This window comes from Mycobacterium sp. HUMS_12744610, assembly GCF_041206865.1.
Lineage (GTDB): Bacteria > Actinomycetota > Actinomycetes > Mycobacteriales > Mycobacteriaceae > Mycobacterium > Mycobacterium servetii.
Genome location: NZ_JBGEDP010000001.1, coordinates 3,677,093 through 3,695,859, shown reverse-complemented (window position 1 = coordinate 3,695,859; position 18,767 = coordinate 3,677,093). Strand labels below are relative to the sequence as shown.

At 68.7% G+C, this 18,767-nt stretch carries 9 protein-coding genes, 1 pseudogene and 1 riboswitch; of the genes and pseudogenes, 6 read left to right on the top strand and 4 right to left on the bottom strand.

Features of this window, described 5'->3' with window-relative positions:
- The first annotated feature begins 199 nt into the window (after nt 1-199).
- Nucleotides 200-922 (top strand): GAP family protein, encoded by a 723-nt coding sequence (locus AB8998_RS17685; RefSeq protein ID WP_369739066.1) that lies wholly within the window; start codon nt 200-202, stop codon nt 920-922.
- A 13-nt stretch (nt 923-935) separates the two neighbouring features.
- Here the strand turns inward: AB8998_RS17685 and AB8998_RS17680 are convergent, their stop codons facing one another.
- From AB8998_RS17680 to pks2, 4 genes and pseudogenes are all read right to left on the bottom strand, one after another.
- Nucleotides 936-1,799, bottom strand: coding sequence for a hypothetical protein (locus AB8998_RS17680; protein ID WP_369739064.1), 864 nt, complete (start codon nt 1,797-1,799; stop codon nt 936-938).
- A gap of 208 nt (nt 1,800-2,007) precedes the next feature.
- Nucleotides 2,008-3,276, bottom strand: a complete 1,269-nt coding sequence (locus AB8998_RS17675) for a glycosyltransferase (protein WP_369741629.1) — start codon at nt 3,274-3,276, stop codon at nt 2,008-2,010.
- Nucleotides 3,277-3,326: 50 nt separating this feature from the next.
- Nucleotides 3,327-4,772 (bottom strand): condensation domain-containing protein, encoded by a 1,446-nt coding sequence (locus tag AB8998_RS17670; RefSeq protein WP_369739062.1) that lies wholly within the window; start codon nt 4,770-4,772, stop codon nt 3,327-3,329.
- Between the two features lie 58 nt (nt 4,773-4,830).
- A pseudogene (pks2, locus tag AB8998_RS17665) lies at nt 4,831-11,068 on the bottom strand (sulfolipid-1 biosynthesis phthioceranic/hydroxyphthioceranic acid synthase).
- A gap of 1,104 nt (nt 11,069-12,172) precedes the next feature.
- Between pks2 and AB8998_RS17660 the strand changes: the two are divergent.
- From AB8998_RS17660 to ileS, 5 genes are all read left to right on the top strand, one after another.
- Complete coding sequence (locus AB8998_RS17660) at nt 12,173-12,751, top strand: carboxymuconolactone decarboxylase family protein (RefSeq protein WP_369739061.1); 579 nt, start codon at nt 12,173-12,175, stop codon at nt 12,749-12,751.
- Nucleotides 12,752-12,817: 66 nt separating this feature from the next.
- On the top strand, nt 12,818-13,942 hold the full coding sequence (locus AB8998_RS17655; protein ID WP_369739060.1) for an NAD(P)H-dependent flavin oxidoreductase: 1,125 nt from the start codon (nt 12,818-12,820) through the stop codon (nt 13,940-13,942).
- Nucleotides 13,939-14,601, top strand: a complete 663-nt coding sequence (locus tag AB8998_RS17650) for a TetR/AcrR family transcriptional regulator (protein ID WP_369739058.1) — start codon at nt 13,939-13,941, stop codon at nt 14,599-14,601. Before AB8998_RS17655 ends, AB8998_RS17650 begins: the two co-directional genes overlap by 4 nt.
- Nucleotides 14,602-14,704: 103 nt before the next feature.
- Nucleotides 14,705-14,875: riboswitch (M-box (ykoK) riboswitch) on the top strand.
- A 289-nt stretch (nt 14,876-15,164) separates the two neighbouring features.
- Complete coding sequence (locus tag AB8998_RS17645; RefSeq protein WP_369739056.1) at nt 15,165-15,401, top strand: Rv1535 family protein; 237 nt, start codon at nt 15,165-15,167, stop codon at nt 15,399-15,401.
- A gap of 222 nt (nt 15,402-15,623) precedes the next feature.
- Complete coding sequence (ileS, locus tag AB8998_RS17640) at nt 15,624-18,740, top strand: isoleucine--tRNA ligase (protein ID WP_369739054.1); 3,117 nt, start codon at nt 15,624-15,626, stop codon at nt 18,738-18,740.
- Nucleotides 18,741-18,767: the final 27 nt, after the last annotated feature.

Sequence of the window (18,767 nt, the reverse complement as noted above, 5' to 3'; positions counted from 1 at the left end):
CCCCCCGGGTTTCGCCGCATCATGAGAACCAGTACGGCTTGACACGCAACAACCCTACAATTCGATATCGATCCACGTCGGGGGATCGCGATCCGCGAGGTGATCGTGATCTGGATGTGATATTAGCCGGGCCGGCCGTCGCGCATCGATTTTCCGGTTGCCCGGTGCGGCCCGGTACTATCGCGTAGCGTTTGCCGTCATGTGGAGCTTTGTGCTGTGGATGGCGCTGGTCACGGCGCCCGACCCGGTGCGCATGGGTATCGCCATCCTGTTGGTCTCGCGGCCACGGCCGTTGCTCAATCTGTTTGCGTTCTGGCTCGGCGGCATGACAACGGGCGTGGTTGCTGGCCTGACCGCGTTGCTGGTTCTGCGCGACGCGTTGCCCGGCCTGGTGCACGACATGACGGCGACGATGGCCCGTCTCACCGGCGGGCACGTCCAGATCGTCGTCGGCGTGCTCGTCCTGTCGGTCGCCGCGGTGGGCGCGATGCGCAGGCCGGCCCGGGTGCCGGTACCCACCGGGGGACCGGTCGCGCCGCCGCCGCAGTCGAGCACCCCGACGGCGTTCTCCCAACTGGTCTCGCGCGCCCGCGACACGCTCGGTGGCGGCAATCCGTGGGTGGCGTTCGTGGTCGGCCTGGGGCAGGCGACCCCGCCCGTGCAGTACCTGGCGGCGCTGGCGGCCATCCTGGCCTCCGGGGCCGCGTTCGGCACGCAACTGGGCGCGGCCGTCACGTTCACCGCGGTGACGCTGGTGCTGGTCGAGATTCCGCTCGTCAGTTACCTGGTGGCGCCCGCGCGGACCGAGGCGATCACGCTGCAGGCGCACCGATGGATGCGCAGACACAGCCGGCGAATCCTGGTCGTCAGCGCCGGCGTGCTGGGCGTCGTCATGCTGGCCCAGGGGACGGGCTTCTCCTGAGTCAGCGCCTGAGTCAGCGCACCCCAGGCAGTTGCGAGCTCTTGCTCAACAGCGTGGCCCAGGGCAGGCCCCGGTACGGCTCGCTCTGGAAGATCTCGAGGTAGTTCGCCGGCAGGGCGTCGACGACGTCGCGGCACTGGCGTAGCGCGTCGTCGTCCAGGGTCGTCTCGAAGCCCGGGTGGCTGCGGTTCTGGGCTCCCGGCAGCCGCACCCGGTCGCCGTGGCCGGCCCCGACGAAGTCCAGGATGGCGGCCGCCATCTGCGGATCGTTCAGGTCCTGCGGGGTGTGCAGGGTCAGGCAGCGGTCGTGCATGTCGAAGCGTCGCAGGTAGTCCATCGCCCGGTTTTCCAGCTCGATCCACTGGATCAGGTAGCGCTGGAACAGTGTGAGCTCCGACAGCTCGAAGCCGCCGTAGATGGGCTCGAGTTCGGTGAGCGCGAAGCGCTTGTAACGCCCGCCGTCGGCTGCGCGGTACCAGCGGTACAAGCCGTTCTCGGTCATCCACAGTTCCCGATTCGATTCGCTGCGTGCGACTTCCAGCGGGTTACGGATCAGATGGAAGACCTTGGTGCGCGGGAAGAACTCCGGGGCCAGATCCCAGTACGACTCGAGAAACGAGTGACTGGTTTCGATGTAGGTCGAGGTGGGATGCCAGGCGATCGCACGGCGCTTCCTGTTCAGGACGGCCCGCACCCGGTCCAGACAGCCCGTGGTGTGGTCGTGGATCACCCGCCCGAACATCGGCGGATTCCACCCGTTGCGCACGTTGGTTTCGTGGATGACGGTGAACTGCCTGGCGTTTCGTCGCAGCAGCTCGTACAACGACATGGTCCCCGACCGCGCGCTGGTCAGGGCGAAGACGGTTCGGGTGCTCACCGCGCAGCAAACGGTCGGCACCGCCGGGCGGCGGGTGGACGCGGCTCGAGTCGGCTACCTGTCGAGTGCTGCGCGCGCACGAAATGTCCCCTTCGAAATACTGAGGTTCGAACGAGTTTCGGAATCCCCCGGAATACCCGAATGCCACGGGCTAACACCCGGGGCCACCGATGTGCATGGCGAAGAGGGCCGCGTCGACGGTCAGCCGCTACCGCGCCGTTCCGCCGGAGCCCGCCGCGATCAGGTGATGCCTCCGGACTTCGTCCTCGAGCAGGTCGGCGGTGGTGGTCACGCTCACCTTGGCCGGCGTCATGCGGTCGGCGATCTGGCGGGCGCGCGCTACGTAGTCCGAAGCCAGGACGGTGCGCAGGTCTTTGAGCAGCGACTTCTTGGTCACTCCCGCGAAGCGCCGCGCCTTGCCGACCTTGAGCGTCGTGACCTGCAACGCCCAGGCCGGCTGTTCGGCGCCGATCCACAGGATCAGCGTGGGCACGCCGGCCCGCATGCCCGCGGCCGTGGTTCCCGCGCCGCCGTGATGGACGACCGCGCGACAGGACGGGAACACGGCCGCGTGATTGACCTCACGGACCACCTTGACGTTGTCACGGTGCGGCGCGTCGCCGAAATCGGTGACCCCGGCGCAGATCAGCGCCCGCTCGCCCAACTGCGCACAGACATCGCCGATCATCGCGACCGCGTCGGCGGGCGATTCGACCCGCATGCTGCCGAAACCGAAGTAGATCGGCGGTGTCCCCGCCGCGATCCACGACGCGACCTCGTCGTCGCACGCTGTCGGCAGCTCCAGTGTCAGCTGGCCCACGAACGGGCGCCGGCTGTCCCATTCCTCGGTGAGGCCCGGAAAGTAGACCGCGTCGTAGGCCTGGATCTCCAGCGCGCCGTCGTCGATCATCCGCCTGGCCGAGGAGCGCCACGTCTTGGGCAGACCCAAGGCGCGCCGCTGGGTGTCCTCGGCGTCTTTCGTCATCCACCAATACATCCCGTAGAGCGCCCGCATCGTCGTACGGATCAGCGGCCCGGGCACATACGGGACGATGTGGCCGTTGACCCGGTGCGGGAAGTGATGCATGGCGGCCATCGGAATGCCGTAGTACTCGGCGATATTCGCGACGACGCCCTGGTAGGTCTGCCCCGACACGATGATGTCGGCGCCCTCGGCCAGCGACACCAGCGCCGTGCTCATCTCCGCCCAGCCCCGCGTCAGGTACTCCGCGCCCGGCCGCAACACGTTGACCGGGTTCTGGACCCGCCAGAAGTGGCGGAACACTTCCTCGTCCAGCTGCGTGTGCGAATCGGGCCCGTAGGCAACCGCCGAAAGCCCAACGGATTCGACGAATCCGATCAGGTTGGGCGGCACCGCCATTCGCACGTCATGCCCCCGGCGCCGCAATTCCAGGGCGACCGCGGCGCAGGGCTCGACATCGCCGCGGGTGCCATGGACAGCCAGAACAGCTTTCATCACCGACGCCGGTTACTCTGCGGGCGTGGGCTTTTGGGGCTCGGCGAGCCTCACCCGGCGGCGCGGACCGGTATCTCGGCCAGGCTGCCCGCGACGACCTTGTCGAACGCCGATTTCAGCGCGTCGGTGTAACGGATCACCGACTCGCGGGCGACCGGGTTGTTCGGGAAGGAGACCATGATGGAAACCTCGTCGAACAGCCGGAACACCGTCGAGTACATGTAGGCCGGGCTGCGGCCGTCGGTGAACGCGGTCGCGTTCACCCCATCGAGCGCGGTGGCCACGATCGCGGACAGGGGAGGCAGGCCCGCGTCCATGTAGCTCATCATGGTGAACTGTGGCCCGTACTTGCGCAGCCACGGGGCCAGTTCCAGCACCTTGTCGAACGGCACGTTCGCGCATTCCATGTTCGCGTCGAAGGATTCCTGCGCGGCGCGTGCGGTCTCCCCGAACGAGTTGGGGTTGATGGGCACCGTGAACGGCACCACACCGGTGAACCAACCCACCGTCATGAAATCCGCCGGGCTCTTGCGCTTGTCGGTCGGCGTGAGCCCGTAATAGGTGTCCGCACCGGACAATTCGTGGTGAGCCAGGGCAGCGCAGGCGAACAGGCCGCCGCTGAAGCGGGCGCCCGCCTTCTGGCACAGGGCTTCGAACTGCGCCGTCTGCTCCGGCCCCAGCAACTGCACCGCGTGCACGTCCCCGCCGCACGGGATCGACTGGTCACCCAGCGGCAGCGGGAAGTCGGGCAGGGTGCCGCCGTTGGCCTCGGCGAACTCGATCCACTTGCGCACCTCGGGGGAGTCCAGCGTCATCGACGACACCGTCTGCGCCTCGCGCAGGCAGAAGTCGTCGTAGCTGGCCGCCGGCGGCAGGGTGACCGGCGCCTTGCCCTCCAGGATCGCGGTGTAGTTCATCAGGATCTCGACGTAGAGCCCGGCGATCAGCATCGGGTCGCAGTGCAGGTGGTCGACCACCGCGTACAACGCGAAGCGCTCGTCGTACTGGACGATGCCGAAACGGAAGCAGTCCCACTGCAGCGGGTCCGGCGTCGCCAGGACGTGCTCTTCCCACTCCGGCTGCGTCATCTCACCGTATTGCTTTGCGACGAACTGGATGTCGCGCGGGTTCGCGATGGTGTGCCGGACGATGTCCTTGGGACCGTTGTACTCGAACCAGCTGTGGTACGTCGCGTGCCGACGAAGGTGGGCGTTGATCACGTAGGTCATCGCGCGGATGTCGCAACGACCGGGAACGTCCCAGGAGCCCATGACAGCCCGCGAGTAGTCGAGCCCCTTCTCCTTGAACTCGACGTAGCCGCGAAGGTGGCCGACCTGCATGGAGCTCGCCGGCACCGGGCTGACCGGCGCCTGCCGGGCCTTCGCAAGAGAACCAGGCGTTGGCTGCCACGTCACGACTGATCCCCCGTTCAGGTCCCAGTCGTAGGCGTTCCCCACCCGCAGGCTGTCGTGCTCGGTGCCTCCACCTATGAACACGTTTCCCTCCTCTGTTCCAACTCCTGAAAACCAGGCCACTTTGCCGTCCAGCTCTCCGTCACGCCGGTGCATCCTCTTTGGGTGCCAGCTTGTCGAACAGGTGATCCGCCAAACCCCGCACGGTCGTGATATCGGCAGAGGTGATCCTTACCCCCGTTTGAGCTTCGATGTGTGTTCGCAGCTCTAGGTTGCCCAACGAGTCAAGGCCGTATTCCGAAAGCGGATGGTCCACATCGATGTTGCGACGCAGGATCAGCCCGATCTGCTCGGAGAGCAGACGCCGCAACCGGGTTGGCCACTCCTCGAGCGGCAGCTCGGCCAGCTCGGCGCGCAGCTTGCTGGAACCCGAACGTTGTTCGCCGGCTGTCTTGAACATCTCGAGGAACTTGCTGCGTTCGGCGAAGGACGCGATCCACGGGGTCCCGACGAGCGGGGTGTAACCCGTGTACGCCCGGTCGTGGCGCAGCAGCGACTCGAACGCGTAGGCGCCCTCGTCGGGCGTGATCGCCGCGCCGCTGCCCTCGGCGAAGTCGGCACCGCGGCCGATCTCGGCCCAGGCGCCCCACGCGATGGCCGTGGCCGGCAGCCCCTGGGTGCGCCGCCACTGGGTGAAGGCGTCCAGCCAGCTGTTGGCCGCGGCGTAGGCGCCCTGACCCGGGGAGCCCAGCAGGGCCGCCGCCGACGAGAACAGGCAGAACCAGTCCAGCTCCGCCGAGGCGGTGGCCTGGTGCAGGTTCCAGGCGCCGTACACCTTGGGCGCCCAGTCGCGGTCGAGCAACTCGTCGGTGATGTTGGTCAAGGTGGCGTCCTCGACCACCGCCGCCGCGTGCAACACGCCGCGCAGCGGAAGACCCGTCGAGGTCGCCGTGGCCACCAGCCGCTCCGCGGTGTCGGCGTGGGCGATGTCGCCGCATTCCACGATCACGTCAGAACCTATCGCTCGGACGAGCTCGATCGTTTCAAGCGCCTTCTGCGTCGGCTCCGAGCGCGAGCTCAGGACGATGCGGCCCGCCGGCCTCGGCCATCTTCTCGGCCAGGAACAGCCCCAGGCCGCCCAGACCGCCGGTGATGATGTAGGAGCCGTCGCGCCGGAACACCGGAGCCTGCTCGGGAGGCAGCACCACGCTGCTGCGCCCGGCGTGCGGGATGTCGAGGATGAGCTTGCCGGTGTGCTCGGCCGCGCTCATCACCCGGATCGCGGTGGCCGCCTCGGCCAGCGGGTAGTGCGTGCTCTCGGGCATCGGCAGCGTGCCCTCGGCGGTCAGCCGGTACACCGTGCTCAGCACCTGGCTGACCTGCTCCGGGTGGCTGACCGACATCAATCCAAGGTCGACACCCCAGAACGCGAGGTTGCGCCGGAAGGGGAACAGCCCCAGCTTGGTGTCGCCGTAGATGTCGCGCTTGCCGATCTCGACGAACCGCCCGCCCAGGGCCAGCAGCTTGAGCCCGGCCAGCTGCGCGGCACCGGTCACGGAGTTGAGCACGATGTCGACGCCGTAGCCGTCGGTGTCGCGGCGGATCTGTTCGGCGAACTCGACGCTGCGCGAGTCGTAGACATGCTCGATGCCCATGTCGCGCAACAGCTGTCGGCGCTGCTCGCTGCCGGCGGTGGCGAAGATCTCCGCACCCGCGGCGCGGGCGATCGCGATGGCCGCCTGCCCCACGCCGCCGGTGCCGGAGTGGATCAGCACCTTGTCGCCGGCCTTGATGCGGGCCAGGTCGGTCAGCCCGTACCAGGCGGTGGCGTGCGCGGTGGTCACCGCGGCCGCCTGCGCGTCGGTCATTCCCTCGGGCAGCTTGGTGGCCAGGCGCGCGTCACAGGTGACGAACGTGGCCCAGCAGCCGTTGGGGGACATGCCGCCGACGTGGTCGCCGACCTTGTGGTTGGTCACGTCGGGTCCGACGGCGGTCACCACGCCGGCGAAGTCGGTGCCCAGCTGCGGCAGGATCCCGTCCAGGCTCTGGTAGCGGCCGAACGCGAGTAGCACGTCGGCGAAGTTGATGCTCGACGCGGTGACCGCCACCTCGATCTGCCCGGGCCCCGGCGGGACTCGGTCGAAGGCGGTGAACTCCATGCTCTGCAGGTCGCCCGGCATGCGGATCTGCATGCGCATGCCGTCGCTCTCGTGGACCGCGATCTTGGTCTGGCGCTCCTCGGGCCGCAGCGGCGAGGGGCACAGCCGTGCGGTATACCACTCGTCGTTGCGCCACGCCGTCTCGTCCTCTTCCGGGCCGACCAGCAGCAACTGGCGAACCACCTGCTCGGCGTCGGTGTTGTCGTCGACGTCGATGTGGGTGGTGTGCAGGTGCGGGTGCTCGGCCCCGATCACGCGCAGCAGGCCGCGCAGGCCGCCCTGATCGAGGTTGGGCCGGTCGTCGGAGAGCACCGTCTGCGCGTTGCGGGTCACAACGTACAGCCGTGGCGCCTCGCCCTCGAGCTCGGGCAGCTCGCGGGTGATTCGCACCAGGTGGCGGACGTACTCGCCAGCCCGGGCGGCGCTTTCGTCGTCGGGGCTGCCGTTCTGCGGCGCGGTCAGCAGGACGACGCCGGTGAACCCGCCGTTGCCGATCTGGTTGCGCATCCGCTCGGCGACGGCGGCGTGGTCGGCGTCCTGCGGCCACGACATCGTCGTGCACTCCGTGTCGTGCAGCTTCATCGCGTCGGTGAACGACGCCGCCACCAGGTCCGCGGCATCGGAGGTGCTGATCAGCAGCCACGTTCCGGGCTCGGCGGTGGCCACGTCGGGCAGCGACCGCTTTTGCCACTCGACCGTCAGCAGCCGCTCGCTCATCACGCGGGCGCGCTCGCTGCCCGGCGCGGAGCCGGTGCCCATCTGCAGCCCCCGCACGGTCAACAGGACCGCGCCGTGCTTGTCCAGCAGGTCGAGGTCGGCCTCGACGGCGCCGCCGGTCGCCGCGGTCACCCGCGAGTAGCAGTAGCGGGCGGTGTGGACGGGGCCGTAGACGCGCAGCTGGCGCACGCCCAGGGGCAGCAGCAGGCCACCGAAGCTGGCGTTCGCGACGCTGGGGTGAGCGGCCACCGACTGGAAGCAGGCGTCCAGCAGCGCCGGATGCACGCCGTAGCTGGATTGCTGCGTCCGGATCACGCTGGGCAGCCCGATCTCGGCCAGCACCGTGGTGCCGGTGCCCTCGGCGGTGTGCGCGGCGGCCAGGCCGGTGAAGGCCGGACCGTACTGGATGCCGCACAGGTCCATCGCGTCGCGCAGGTCGGCGCCTTCCAGGTGGCTCGGGTGGGCCGCCAGCAGGGCGTCGATGTCCTGCGCCGGCGGGTGCTCCTCCTCGTCGAGCACGTCGAACAGCACCGCGCTGGCGCGCCGCACCTGCATGCCCTCGTCGGTGGTCTCCACCGAGAAGTTGAGGGCACCGGGGGCCTCCGCGGTCGCGGTGAGGCTGACCTGTGTCTCCTCGTCCAGGAGCAGCATCTGCTCGAAGCGGACGTCGCGGACCCCCGCCGTCTCACCGAACACGGTGCGGGCCGCGGCCAGCGCCATCTCGCAGTAGGCCGCACCCGGCAGGGTGGCCGTGCCGTGGACCTGGTGGTCGGCCAGCCAGGGCAGCACCGCGGTGCCGATCTCGGCCTGCCACACGTGGCGCTCAGGCTCCTCGGGCAGACGCACGTGCTGGCCCATCAGCGGGTGCACCGCCACGCTGGAACGCAGGGCCCGCGAGCTGTGGCCGTCGCGGCTCAGCAGCAGCGTCCGGTGCGTCCAGGACGGCAGCGGCGCATCCACCAGGTGTCCGCTCGGGTGCAGCACCGAGAAGTCCACCGCGGCGCCGGTGGAGTACACGTCGCCCACGAAGCCGCGCAGCCCGTGGGGCAGCGGCTGCTCGCGCCGCATGGCGGCCAGAGCGGCCACCGTCATGTCCAGGCTCTTGGCGGTCTGGTCGACGGCGTGGGTCAGCAGCGGGTGCGGTGCGAGCTCCCCGAAGACGCGGTAGCCGTCCTCCAACGCCGCCTGCACCGCCGCGGAGAACCGCACCGTGTGGCGCAGGTTGTCCACCCAGTAGTTGGCGTCGCAGTACGGCTCCTCGCGGGGGTCGAACGAGGTGGCCGAGTAATACGGAATCTCGGGGGTCAACGGCTCGATGTCGGCCAGGACCTCGTACAGCTCGTCGAGGATCGGGTCCACCTGCGGCGAGTGCGATGCCACGTCGACGGCCACCTCGCGGGCCATCACCTCACGCTGCTCCCACGCCGCGACGAGCTCGCGGACCGTTTCGGTCGCCCCGCCGATCACGGTGGACTGCGGGGAGGCCACCACGGCCACCACGGCGTCGTCGACACCGCGGGCCATCAGCTCCGAGAGCACCTGCTGGGCGGGCAGCTCCACCGAGGCCATCGCACCGTTGCCGGCGATGGTCGTCATCAGCTTGGAGCGCCGGCAGATGACCCGCACCCCGTCCTGCAACGACAGCGCCCCGGCGACCACGGCCGCCGCGGACTCGCCCATCGAGTGGCCGATGACCGCGCCGGGCCGCACACCGTAGGACTTCATGGTCGCGGCCAACGCGACCTGCACGGCGAACAGCGTGGGCTGCACGCGGTCGATCCCGGTCACCTTCTCGGGCGCGGTGAGCGCCTCTCTCACCGAGAACCCGGACTCGGCGGAGATGAGGGGCTCCAGCTCGGCGATGGTCGCGGCGAAGACCGGCTCGTTGGCCAGCAGGTCGGCGCCCATCGCCGCCCACTGCGAGCCCTGGCCGGAGAACACCCACACGGGGCCCTTGTCGTCCTTGCCGGCCGCCTCCTGGTAGGGAGTGTCGCCGTCGGCGACCTCACGCAGCGCCTCGACCAGCTGCGCGTTGGTGCCGGCCAGCACCGCCGTCCGCACCGGGCGGTGCCCACGCCGGCGGGAGAGGGTGTAGGCCAGGTCCGCCGGCGTCAGCTCCGAGGCGTGGGCCTCGACCCAGTCGGCGAGCCGCCGGGCGGTCTCGCGCAGCCCCTCGGCCGACGAGGCCGACAGCGGGAAGAGCAGGGCGCCGTCGTGGCGGGTGTCGATCACCGCGCCGTTGCGTGAAGTGGTATCGGGTGCCTGCTCCACGATGGCGTGCACGTTCGTGCCGGAGAGGCCGTACGCCGACACCGCTGCCCGCCGCGGTTGGCCACCGTTGGTCGGCCAGGGCGTGGTCTCCTGCGGCACGAACAGCCCGGTCTCGATCTGGGCCATCTCGGCGGGCAGGGCCTCGAAGTGCAGGTTCTTGGGAACGACGCCGTGCTGGACGGCGAGCACCGCTTTCATCATCCCCAGCACGCCGGCGGCGGCCTGGGTGTGTCCGAAGTTGGTCTTGACGGCGCCGAGCACGCACGGTTGGTCGACGCCGTAGACCTCGGCGAGGCTGGAGTACTCGATCGGGTCACCGACCGGCGTGCCGGTGCCGTGCGCCTCGACCATGCCGACCGTGCTGGGGTCCACCCCGGATGCGGTCAGGGCCGCGCGGTACACCGCGGCCTGCGCCTCCGCCGACGGCATCGTGATGTTCATGGTGTGGCCGTCCTGGTTGGCGGCCGTGCCACGGATCACCGCCAGGATCCGGTCGCCGTCGCGCTGCGCATCGGCCAGGCGCTTGAACAGCAGCACCACGCAACCCTCGCCGGTCACGAAGCCGTCCGCCTTGGTGTCGAAGGCGTGGCAGTGCCCAGTCCCCGACAGCATGCCGCCGGCCGACGCGGACACCGACCTGCGCGGTTCGAGCATCACGTTGACGCCGCCGGCGAAGGCGAGGTCGCTCTCGCCGTCGGCGAGGCTGCGGCAGGCCTGGTGCACGGCGAACAGGCCGGACGAGCAAGCGGTGTCGATGGTCGCGGCCGGTCCGTGCACCCCGAGGGCGTAGGCGATGCGCCCGGAGGCCATGCAGGAAATGGTGCCCGGCGTTCCGTACGGCCCGTCGAACGCGTCGGTGGCCGCCGACACGAATTCGTAGTCACTGTAGTTGTATCCGACGAACACACCGGTGGCCTCGGCCATGGTGGCCTTGGTGAGGCCGGCGTGCTCCATGGCCTCCCACGCCGTCTCCATCAGCAAGCGCTGCTGTGGATCCATCGCGGTCGCTTCTTTTTCAGAGATGCCGAAGAACTCGGGGTCGAATGCGCCGATGTCTTCGAGGAACGCGCCCCACTTGCACACCGAACGTCCGGGGACACCCGGTTCGGGGTCGTAGTAGTAGTCGACGTCCCAACGGTCGGCCGGGATCTCGACGACCATGTCGTCGCCGCGCAGCAATGCTTCCCAAAAGAGGTCAGGGGAGTTGACGCCCCCCGGCAGCCGGCATGCCATCCCAATGACGGCTACCGGAGTAACTCCTGCCCTATCCACTGTCCTTCACCTCTCCTTGCCTATCCTGAAGTTCCTATCACTGCCGCAAGCTCTTATCAGCGCTTCGAGAAATATCGTTGAATTTTCAGTGCTGGTCGCGAACATCGCAGTGCCGCACGAAGAACCCATCGACCCCCGCAGTCGAACCCTGCCGCTAGACCTTGGCGCGATCTGCAGCGTAGCGGCTTCGGTTCACCTGCGCGGAAAAATCGTTCGGACGTACAAAAAATTTACAATCCTCAGGAGTCGGTCAAGTCGGCCCACCGGCTTGACTGACTCATCGGTCATTAGGCGATCGCGCCCCTGCCATGCCTCCTGATCGGCTAGAAACCGCAGCTAGAGGCGCTGTGCGCCAACGTTGTCCAGTATTCGTGGGATCGGGCCGCGGTGCGGCGGACGAGTGCGACAGTGGTTTAGCCCTCCGCAGTTGGGTGGGCGTTCTCCCGGGGAAGCGCCCGTCGATGTAACAGGGGACTGCCGCATCGGCGGTGCTTCGCCGAGCGGTGATCGGGCGCCTCGGCGCTGCTTTTCGGCTGCCCCGGCGAGGTCCGGGCAGACGCGAGTTCGGCGCCTGGAAGTGGCGTTCCAGTGGAGCCCGATGGCGTGATGGTAGGTGCTTTGGGGAATCCACGTGGGCAATTCGGCGAATTGATATGCATGAGTGACGTATTCCACATCAATGTGTGCCGCGCCGTGAGCCTGATCGTTACTACACAAGCGTTAAATTAATGGCTCGAACCGTCTTCTGGACGGGGACGGATCGGACCTCGTCGACCGCATGCGCAAACCGTGTGCGGGCCCGGGTCGATCGAAATGTTAGGGGCGGTCCGCCATGCCTGGTCGGCGGGCCGAGATTTCGCCGTGGCTGCCGGACGGGCGTTGGGCGGCAACGGTTTCCGGTCGCCCGTGGTGTGGACCGGTGAAAGCCGCTGCACGCAAGGATGTTTCGGTATCGGCTGAGCCCGACCCGTTCGGCGGGTCGTCGTTGTGTCCGGCACCTACCCGCTGGATACCATTGCCGGTGAACGCAACGGATTCCCGCCAGTACAATGGAGTACGCATGCCATGACGACAACCCGGGTGCCCAGACTGCCGCTCGACGAAGCCAAAGCCGCCGCCGACGAAGCGGCCGTGCCCGACTACATGGCGGAGTTGAGCATCTTTCAGGTGCTGCTCAACCATCCACCGCTGGCGCGCGCTATCAACGACCTGCTCGCCACGATGCTGTGGCACGGCGACCTCGACCCGCGCCTGCGCGAGCTGGCGATCATGCGGATCGGCTGGCTCACCGCCTGCGACTACGAGTGGACGCAGCACTGGCGGGTCGCTTGCCGGCTGGGGGTGCCGGCCGACGACCTGCTCGGGGTGCGCGACTGGCGGCACCACGACTCCTTCGGGCCCGCCGAGCGCGCGGTGCTGGCCGCCACCGACGATGTGGTGTGCGACGGGGCGGTCAGCGCGGCGAGCTGGGCGGCCTGTGCGCACGAATTGAACGGCAACACAAAGGTTCTGCTGGAACTCGTCACCGCGATCGGCGCGTGGCGGATGATCGCGTCGATCCTGCACAGCCTCGAAGTCCCGTTGGAAGACGGCGTCGCGAGCTGGCCGCCGGACGGCCGCCCACCCACACCCGAGGTGTCGTGAGTGCCGAATTCTCCAGCGTTCGCAAACTAGATTGACTTATCAGTCATCAAATCTTAGCGTCGGCGAATGCGAACCAGGGCCGCCGAACTGCTCGGCGTGGAGTTCCCGATCTGCGCCTTCAGCCACTGCCGCGATGTCGTCGCCGCGGTGACCAACGCGGGCGGATTCGGGGTTCTCGGCGCCGTCGCGCACAGTCCCGAGCGCCTGCAAAACGAGCTGACCTGGATCGCGGAACAGACGGGCGGCAAGCCCTTCGGGGTGGATCTGCTGTTGCCGCCCAAATACGTCGGGTCCGAGCGGGGCGGGATCGACGCCGCGCAGGCCCGGGACCTGCTGCCCGAGGAGCACCGCGCCTTCGTCGACGATCTGCTGGCCCGCTACGGCGTCACCGCGACCGTCGACCAGACCCGCCGGCCGCCCGGCGGCCTCAACATCTCTCCCAAGGGTTACGAACCCCTGCTCGACGTGGCCTTCGACCACGACATCCGGCTGATCGCCAGCGCGCTGGGGCCGCCCCCGGCCGATCTCGTCGAGCGCGCCCACGACAACGACGTGCTGGTCGCCGCGCTCGCGGGCACCACCCGGCACGCGCAGCGGCACGCCGCGGCGGGGGTGGACCTGATCGTCGCGCAGGGCACCGAGGCCGGCGGCCACACCGGTGAGGTGGCCACGATGGTGCTGGTGCCCGAGGTGGTGGACGCGGTCGCGCCCGTCCCGGTGCTGGCGGCCGGGGGCATCGCCCGGGGCCGCCAGGTCGCCGCCGCCCTGGCGCTGGGAGCCGAGGGCGTCTGGTGCGGGTCGGTGTGGCTGACCACCGAGGAAGCCGAGACGGTCCCCGCGGTCAAGGAGAAATTCCTGGCCGCCAGCTCCACGGACACGGTGCGGTCGCGGTCGATGACCGGAAAGCCGGCCCGGATGCTGCGCACCGCCTGGACGGACGAGTGGGAGCGCCCCGACAGTCCCGCCCCGCTCGGCATGCCGCTGCAGAGCGCGTTGATCGCCGAGTCGCAGGTGCGCATCAACAAGGCCGCCACCCATCCCGACTCCAGGGCCCGCGAGCTGGCCACCTACTTCGTCGGCCAGGTCGTCGGATCGCTCGACCGGGTCCGGCCGACGCGTGCGGTCGTCCTGGACATGGTCGAGGAGTTCATCGACGCCGTCGGGCGCCTCGAGGGTCTGGTCGACAGGTGAGCAGCGGTGTCCGCCGGCGCCGCGCGGTCACCGACGAGGACAAATCGCAGCGGCGTGACGAGATCCTGGCGGCCGCGAAAGAAGTGTTCGCGCGTAAAGGTTTTCACGCGACAACGATCGCCGACATCGCGAAGCGGGCGAACCTGGCCTACGGCTCGGTCTATTGGTACTTCCACTCCAAAGACGAGCTGTTCCACGCGCTGATGGCGGCCGAGGACAGTGCCCTGCGCAGCCACGTCGGCGCTGCTCTGGCCGCGGCCGCAGACGGCCCGGATCAGGTGCCGCTGCGGGTATCTCTGCAAGTCGCCGCGCAAGCCACCTTGGAGTTCTTCGAGGCCGACAAGGACACCATCAAGCTGCTGCTGCGCGACCCTTACGCGCTCGGCGAACGCTTCGAGAAGCAGCTGGGCGGCATGTACGAGCGGTTCGTCGACGACATCGAATCCGTCGTCGTCGGCGCGCAGGCGCGCGGCGAGGTGGTGGCCGCCCCGCCGCGGATGGTGGCCCACAGCCTGGCCGCGCTGGTGGGGCAGCTGGCGCAGCGGCGGCTGAGCACCGACGATGGCGTCACCGCGGCCCAGGTCGCCGACTTCCTCGTCGCGCTGGTGTTCGACGGATTGCGCCCGCGTGAGCTCGTAAGCCCAGCTCAGCCGGGATAAAGCTGGACGAAGCCTGTGGGGCAGGTGAATGGGAGCATAAAGAATCGCGAACACGGCACGCGGAATTTGACCGCGCCCTACCCGTCGTGCATCATCGGTCTGGTATGCACCTCGTTAGGTGAGGCGGCTACACGAATACAGGCCACTGACCCCGAACGTCGAAAGACGCCCCGGGTCAGGACAGCTCCTCCCGGCTTAAGGGTTGAGCCCAGGTGGCTTCCGGGCAACCGGATCACGTCGTGTGGTGTCAAAACTCTGACGAGAGGGGTGCCGGTCTCCGACGGTCGTCGGGTCCTGTATTCCACGCGTGCGCGCTGATCGTGCGGGTAGTCCGCACGAGTCGTGACCGTAGAGGAGGTGAGGGACGCATGAGTTCCAGCGATAGTCCGGGTCGAAATCCGAACTTCGTCTCGTCCCGATCCGTTCTCCGGCACGACATACTCGGCTGAGTTGTCACTACGCCAATAGGCTTACCAGCCAGGCGTTCTGGGGACGGAACCACAACGGGACGGGACGCGTCAGTCCAGTCAGTTCTCGTTTTGGAAGTCCCCGAGGAGGCGATGATGACCGCAGCCCTGTACGACGAAGTGGTAAGCCCGGCGCCCGTCCGCACGCTGACGGTGGTGCGCGACACCGACGCGGCTGCGGCGCCCGCGCCCAAGAAGGCCACCCGCCGGTCGGCCAGCCTGCCGTTCGGCGGCGACCCCCTGGTCGACGGCGCGGCTCACCTGCTGTGCATCCCGCTGCGGCACGTGTATGCGGCGCTGTGGCGCGTCGGCGTGCTCGAAGTCCGCGCCTGAGTGCTGGGTAGAATCGACCCAACGGCATCGATCCGGCCATCACCGGGGAGCCTTCGGAAGAACAGCCAGCTCGGCCCAGTAGACCCGAACGGGTAGGCCCGTCACAGCCTTTCAATGAGCGGCCACGCGAAAGTGCGGCAAGCGGGGTGGTACCGCGGCGCTCGCGCACCCGGCGCGGCGTCGTCCCTGTAACGGCGTTTGGCACAGGAGACGACGCACGACGTGACGGACAAGGCTTATCCCAAACTGGTCGGCCGGGCGCCCGACTTCCCGGCGCTCGAGCTCGAGGTTCTCGCCTTCTGGGACCGCGACGACACGTTTCGCGCCAGCATCGCCCGCCGCGACGGCGCCCCGGAATACGTCTTCTACGACGGGCCGCCGTTCGCAAACGGGCTGCCGCATTACGGGCACCTGCTCACCGGATACGTCAAAGACATCGTCCCGCGGTATCGCACCATGCGCGGCTACAAGGTGGAGCGCCGTTTCGGCTGGGACACCCACGGGCTGCCCGCCGAGCTGGAAGTCGAGCGCCAGCTGGGGATCACCGACAAGTCGCAGATCGACGCGATGGGCATCGCCGCGTTCAACGACGCCTGTCGCGAATCGGTGCTGCGCTACACCGACGAATGGCAGGCCTACGTCACCCGGCAGGGCCGCTGGGTGGACTTCGACAACGACTACAAGACGCTCGACCTGCCGTACATGGAGTCGGTGATCTGGGCGTTCAAGCGGCTGTGGGACAAGGGCCTGGCCTACGAGGGCTACCGGGTGCTGCCGTACTGCTGGCGCGACGAAACCCCCTTGTCCAACCACGAATTGCGGATGGACGACGACGTCTACCAGAGTCGCCAGGACCCCGCGCTCACGGTCGGCTTCAAAGCGGTAGGTGGCCCGGTGGACGGTGCGTACCTGCTGATCTGGACGACGACGCCGTGGACCTTGCCGTCGAACCTGGCGGTCGCCGTCAACCCGGAGGTGACCTACGTGGTCGTCGGGGCCGGCGGCCGGCGCTACGTGCTGGCCGAAGCGCGACTGGCCGCCTATGCGCGCGAGTTGGGGGAGGAGCCCGAGATCCTGGGCACCTGGCGGGGCGCCGACCTGCTGGGCGTGCGCTACCTGCCGCCGTTCCCGTATTTCATGGAGAGCCCCAAGGCTTTTCAGGTGCTGCCGGGCGACTTCGTGACCACCGAGGACGGCACCGGGATTGTGCACATGGCACCGGCTTACGGTGAGGACGACATGGCGGTTTGCGAGGCGGCGGGCATCGTGCCGGTGACCCCGGTCGACGCGAAGGGCCGCTTCGACGCGGGAGTCCCGGACTACCAGGGCCAGCACGTGTTCGACGCCAACGCGCAGATCATCCGGGACCTGAAGAACGGGAGCGGGGCGGCCGCGGCCAACGGCGCGGTGCTGCTGCGCCACGAGACCTACGAGCACCCCTACCCGCACTGCTGGCGCTGCCGCAATCCGCTGATCTACCGGGCGGTGTCGTCGTGGTTCGTCTCGGTCACCGAGTTCCGGGACCGCATGGTGGAGCTCAACGAGCAGATCACCTGGTACCCCGAGCACGTCAAGCGCGGCCAGTTCGGCAAGTGGCTGGCCGGCGCCCGCGACTGGTCGATCTCGCGAAACCGCTACTGGGGTACCCCGATTCCGGTGTGGAAGTCCGACGACCCGGCCTATCCCCGCGTCGACGTCTACGGCAGTCTGGACGAGCTGGAGCGCGACTTCGGGGTGCGCCCGGACAACCTGCACCGGCCCTACATCGACGAGCTCACCCGGCCCAACCCCGACGATCCGACCGGTCGCAGCACCATGCGGCGCATCTCCGACGTGCTCGACGTGTGGTTCGACTCGGGCTCGATGCCGTACGCGCAGGTGCACTACCCGTTCGACAACGCGGATTGGTTCCAGACGCACTACCCGGGCGACTTCATCGTCGAGTACATCGGCCAGACCCGCGGCTGGTTCTACACGCTGCACGTGCTGGCCACCGCCCTGTTCGACCGCCCGGCGTTCAAAACCTGTGTGGCACATGGCATCGTGCTGGGATCCGACGGCCAGAAGATGAGCAAGTCGCTGCGCAACTACCCCGACGTCACCGAGGTGTTCGACCGGGACGGCTCCGACGCCATGCGCTGGTTCCTGATGGCCTCGCCGATCCTGCGCGGCGGCAACCTGATCGTCACCGAGCAGGGCATCCGCGAGGGCGTGCGCCAGGTGCTGCTGCCGCTGTGGAACGCCTACAGCTTCCTGGCCCTGTACGCGCCGAAGGTCGGCACCTGGCGCACCGACTCGCCGCACGTGCTGGACCGCTACATCCTGGCCAAGCTGGCGGTGCTGCGCGAGGACCTCACCGCGGAGATGGAGACCTGCGACATCTCCCGGGCCTGCGAGCATCTGCGCCAGTTCACCGAGGCGTTGACGAACTGGTATGTGCGGCGGTCGCGTTCGCGGTTCTGGGAGGAGGACCCCGACGCCGTCGACACCCTGCACACCGTGCTGGAGGTGACCGCGCGGCTGGCCGCTCCGCTGTTGCCGTCGGTCACCGAGATCATCTGGCGCGGTCTGACCGGCGGGCGCTCGGTGCACCTGACCGACTGGCCCGAAGCGGGCGTCGCGCCCGCCGACCCGGACCTCGTGGCCGCGATGGACCAGGTCCGCGACGTGTGCTCGTCGGCGTCCTCGCTGCGCAAGGCCAAGAAGCTGCGGGTGCGGCTGCCGCTGCCGAAGCTGACCGTGGCAGTGGAGAATCCGCAGAGCCTCGAGCCGTATGTCGGCCTCATTGCCGACGAGCTCAACGTCAAGGCCGTCGAGCTGACCGACGCCATCGACACCTACGGCCGTTTCGAGCTGACCGTGAATGCCCGGGTGGCCGGGCCGCGGCTGGGCAAGGACGTGCAGGCCGCGATCAAGGCGGTCAAGGCCGGCGAGGGCGTCGTCAACCCGGACGGCACCCTGACCGCGGGCCCGGCGGTGCTGCAACCGGGCGAGTACAGCTCGCGGCTGGTGGCCGCCGACCCGGAGTTCACCGCGGCGCTGCCCGACGGGGCCGGCCTGGTCGTGCTCGACGGCACGGTGACGCCCGAGCTGGAGGCCGAGGGCTGGGCCAAGGACCGGATCCGTGAGCTGCAGGAGCTGCGAAAGTCGACCGGACTGGACGTCTCCGACCGCATCGCCGTGGTGATGTCGGTGCCCGCCGGGCGCCTCGACTGGGCGGCGACGCATCGCGACCTGATCGCCGGTGAAATCCTGGCCACCAGCTTCGAATTCGGCGAGCCGGGAGCGGACGCCGTCGCGATCGGGGACGGCGTCCTGGTGAGCCTGAGCCGAGATTGACGTTTTGCAGACAAACCGCGAGAGCGG

Excerpts from the sequence above, each read along its gene's own strand:
- AB8998_RS17655 (WP_369739060.1), top strand. The coding sequence starts at position 12,818 with ATGCGAACCAGGGCCGCCGAACTGCTCGGCGTGGAGTTCCCGATCTGC.
- AB8998_RS17645 (WP_369739056.1), top strand. The coding sequence starts at position 15,165 with ATGACCGCAGCCCTGTACGACGAAGTGGTAAGCCCGGCGCCCGTCCGC.
- AB8998_RS17675 (WP_369741629.1), bottom strand. The coding sequence starts at position 3,276 with ATGAAAGCTGTTCTGGCTGTCCATGGCACCCGCGGCGATGTCGAGCCC.
- AB8998_RS17685 (WP_369739066.1), top strand. The coding sequence starts at position 200 with ATGTGGAGCTTTGTGCTGTGGATGGCGCTGGTCACGGCGCCCGACCCG.
- AB8998_RS17660 (WP_369739061.1), top strand. The coding sequence starts at position 12,173 with ATGACGACAACCCGGGTGCCCAGACTGCCGCTCGACGAAGCCAAAGCC.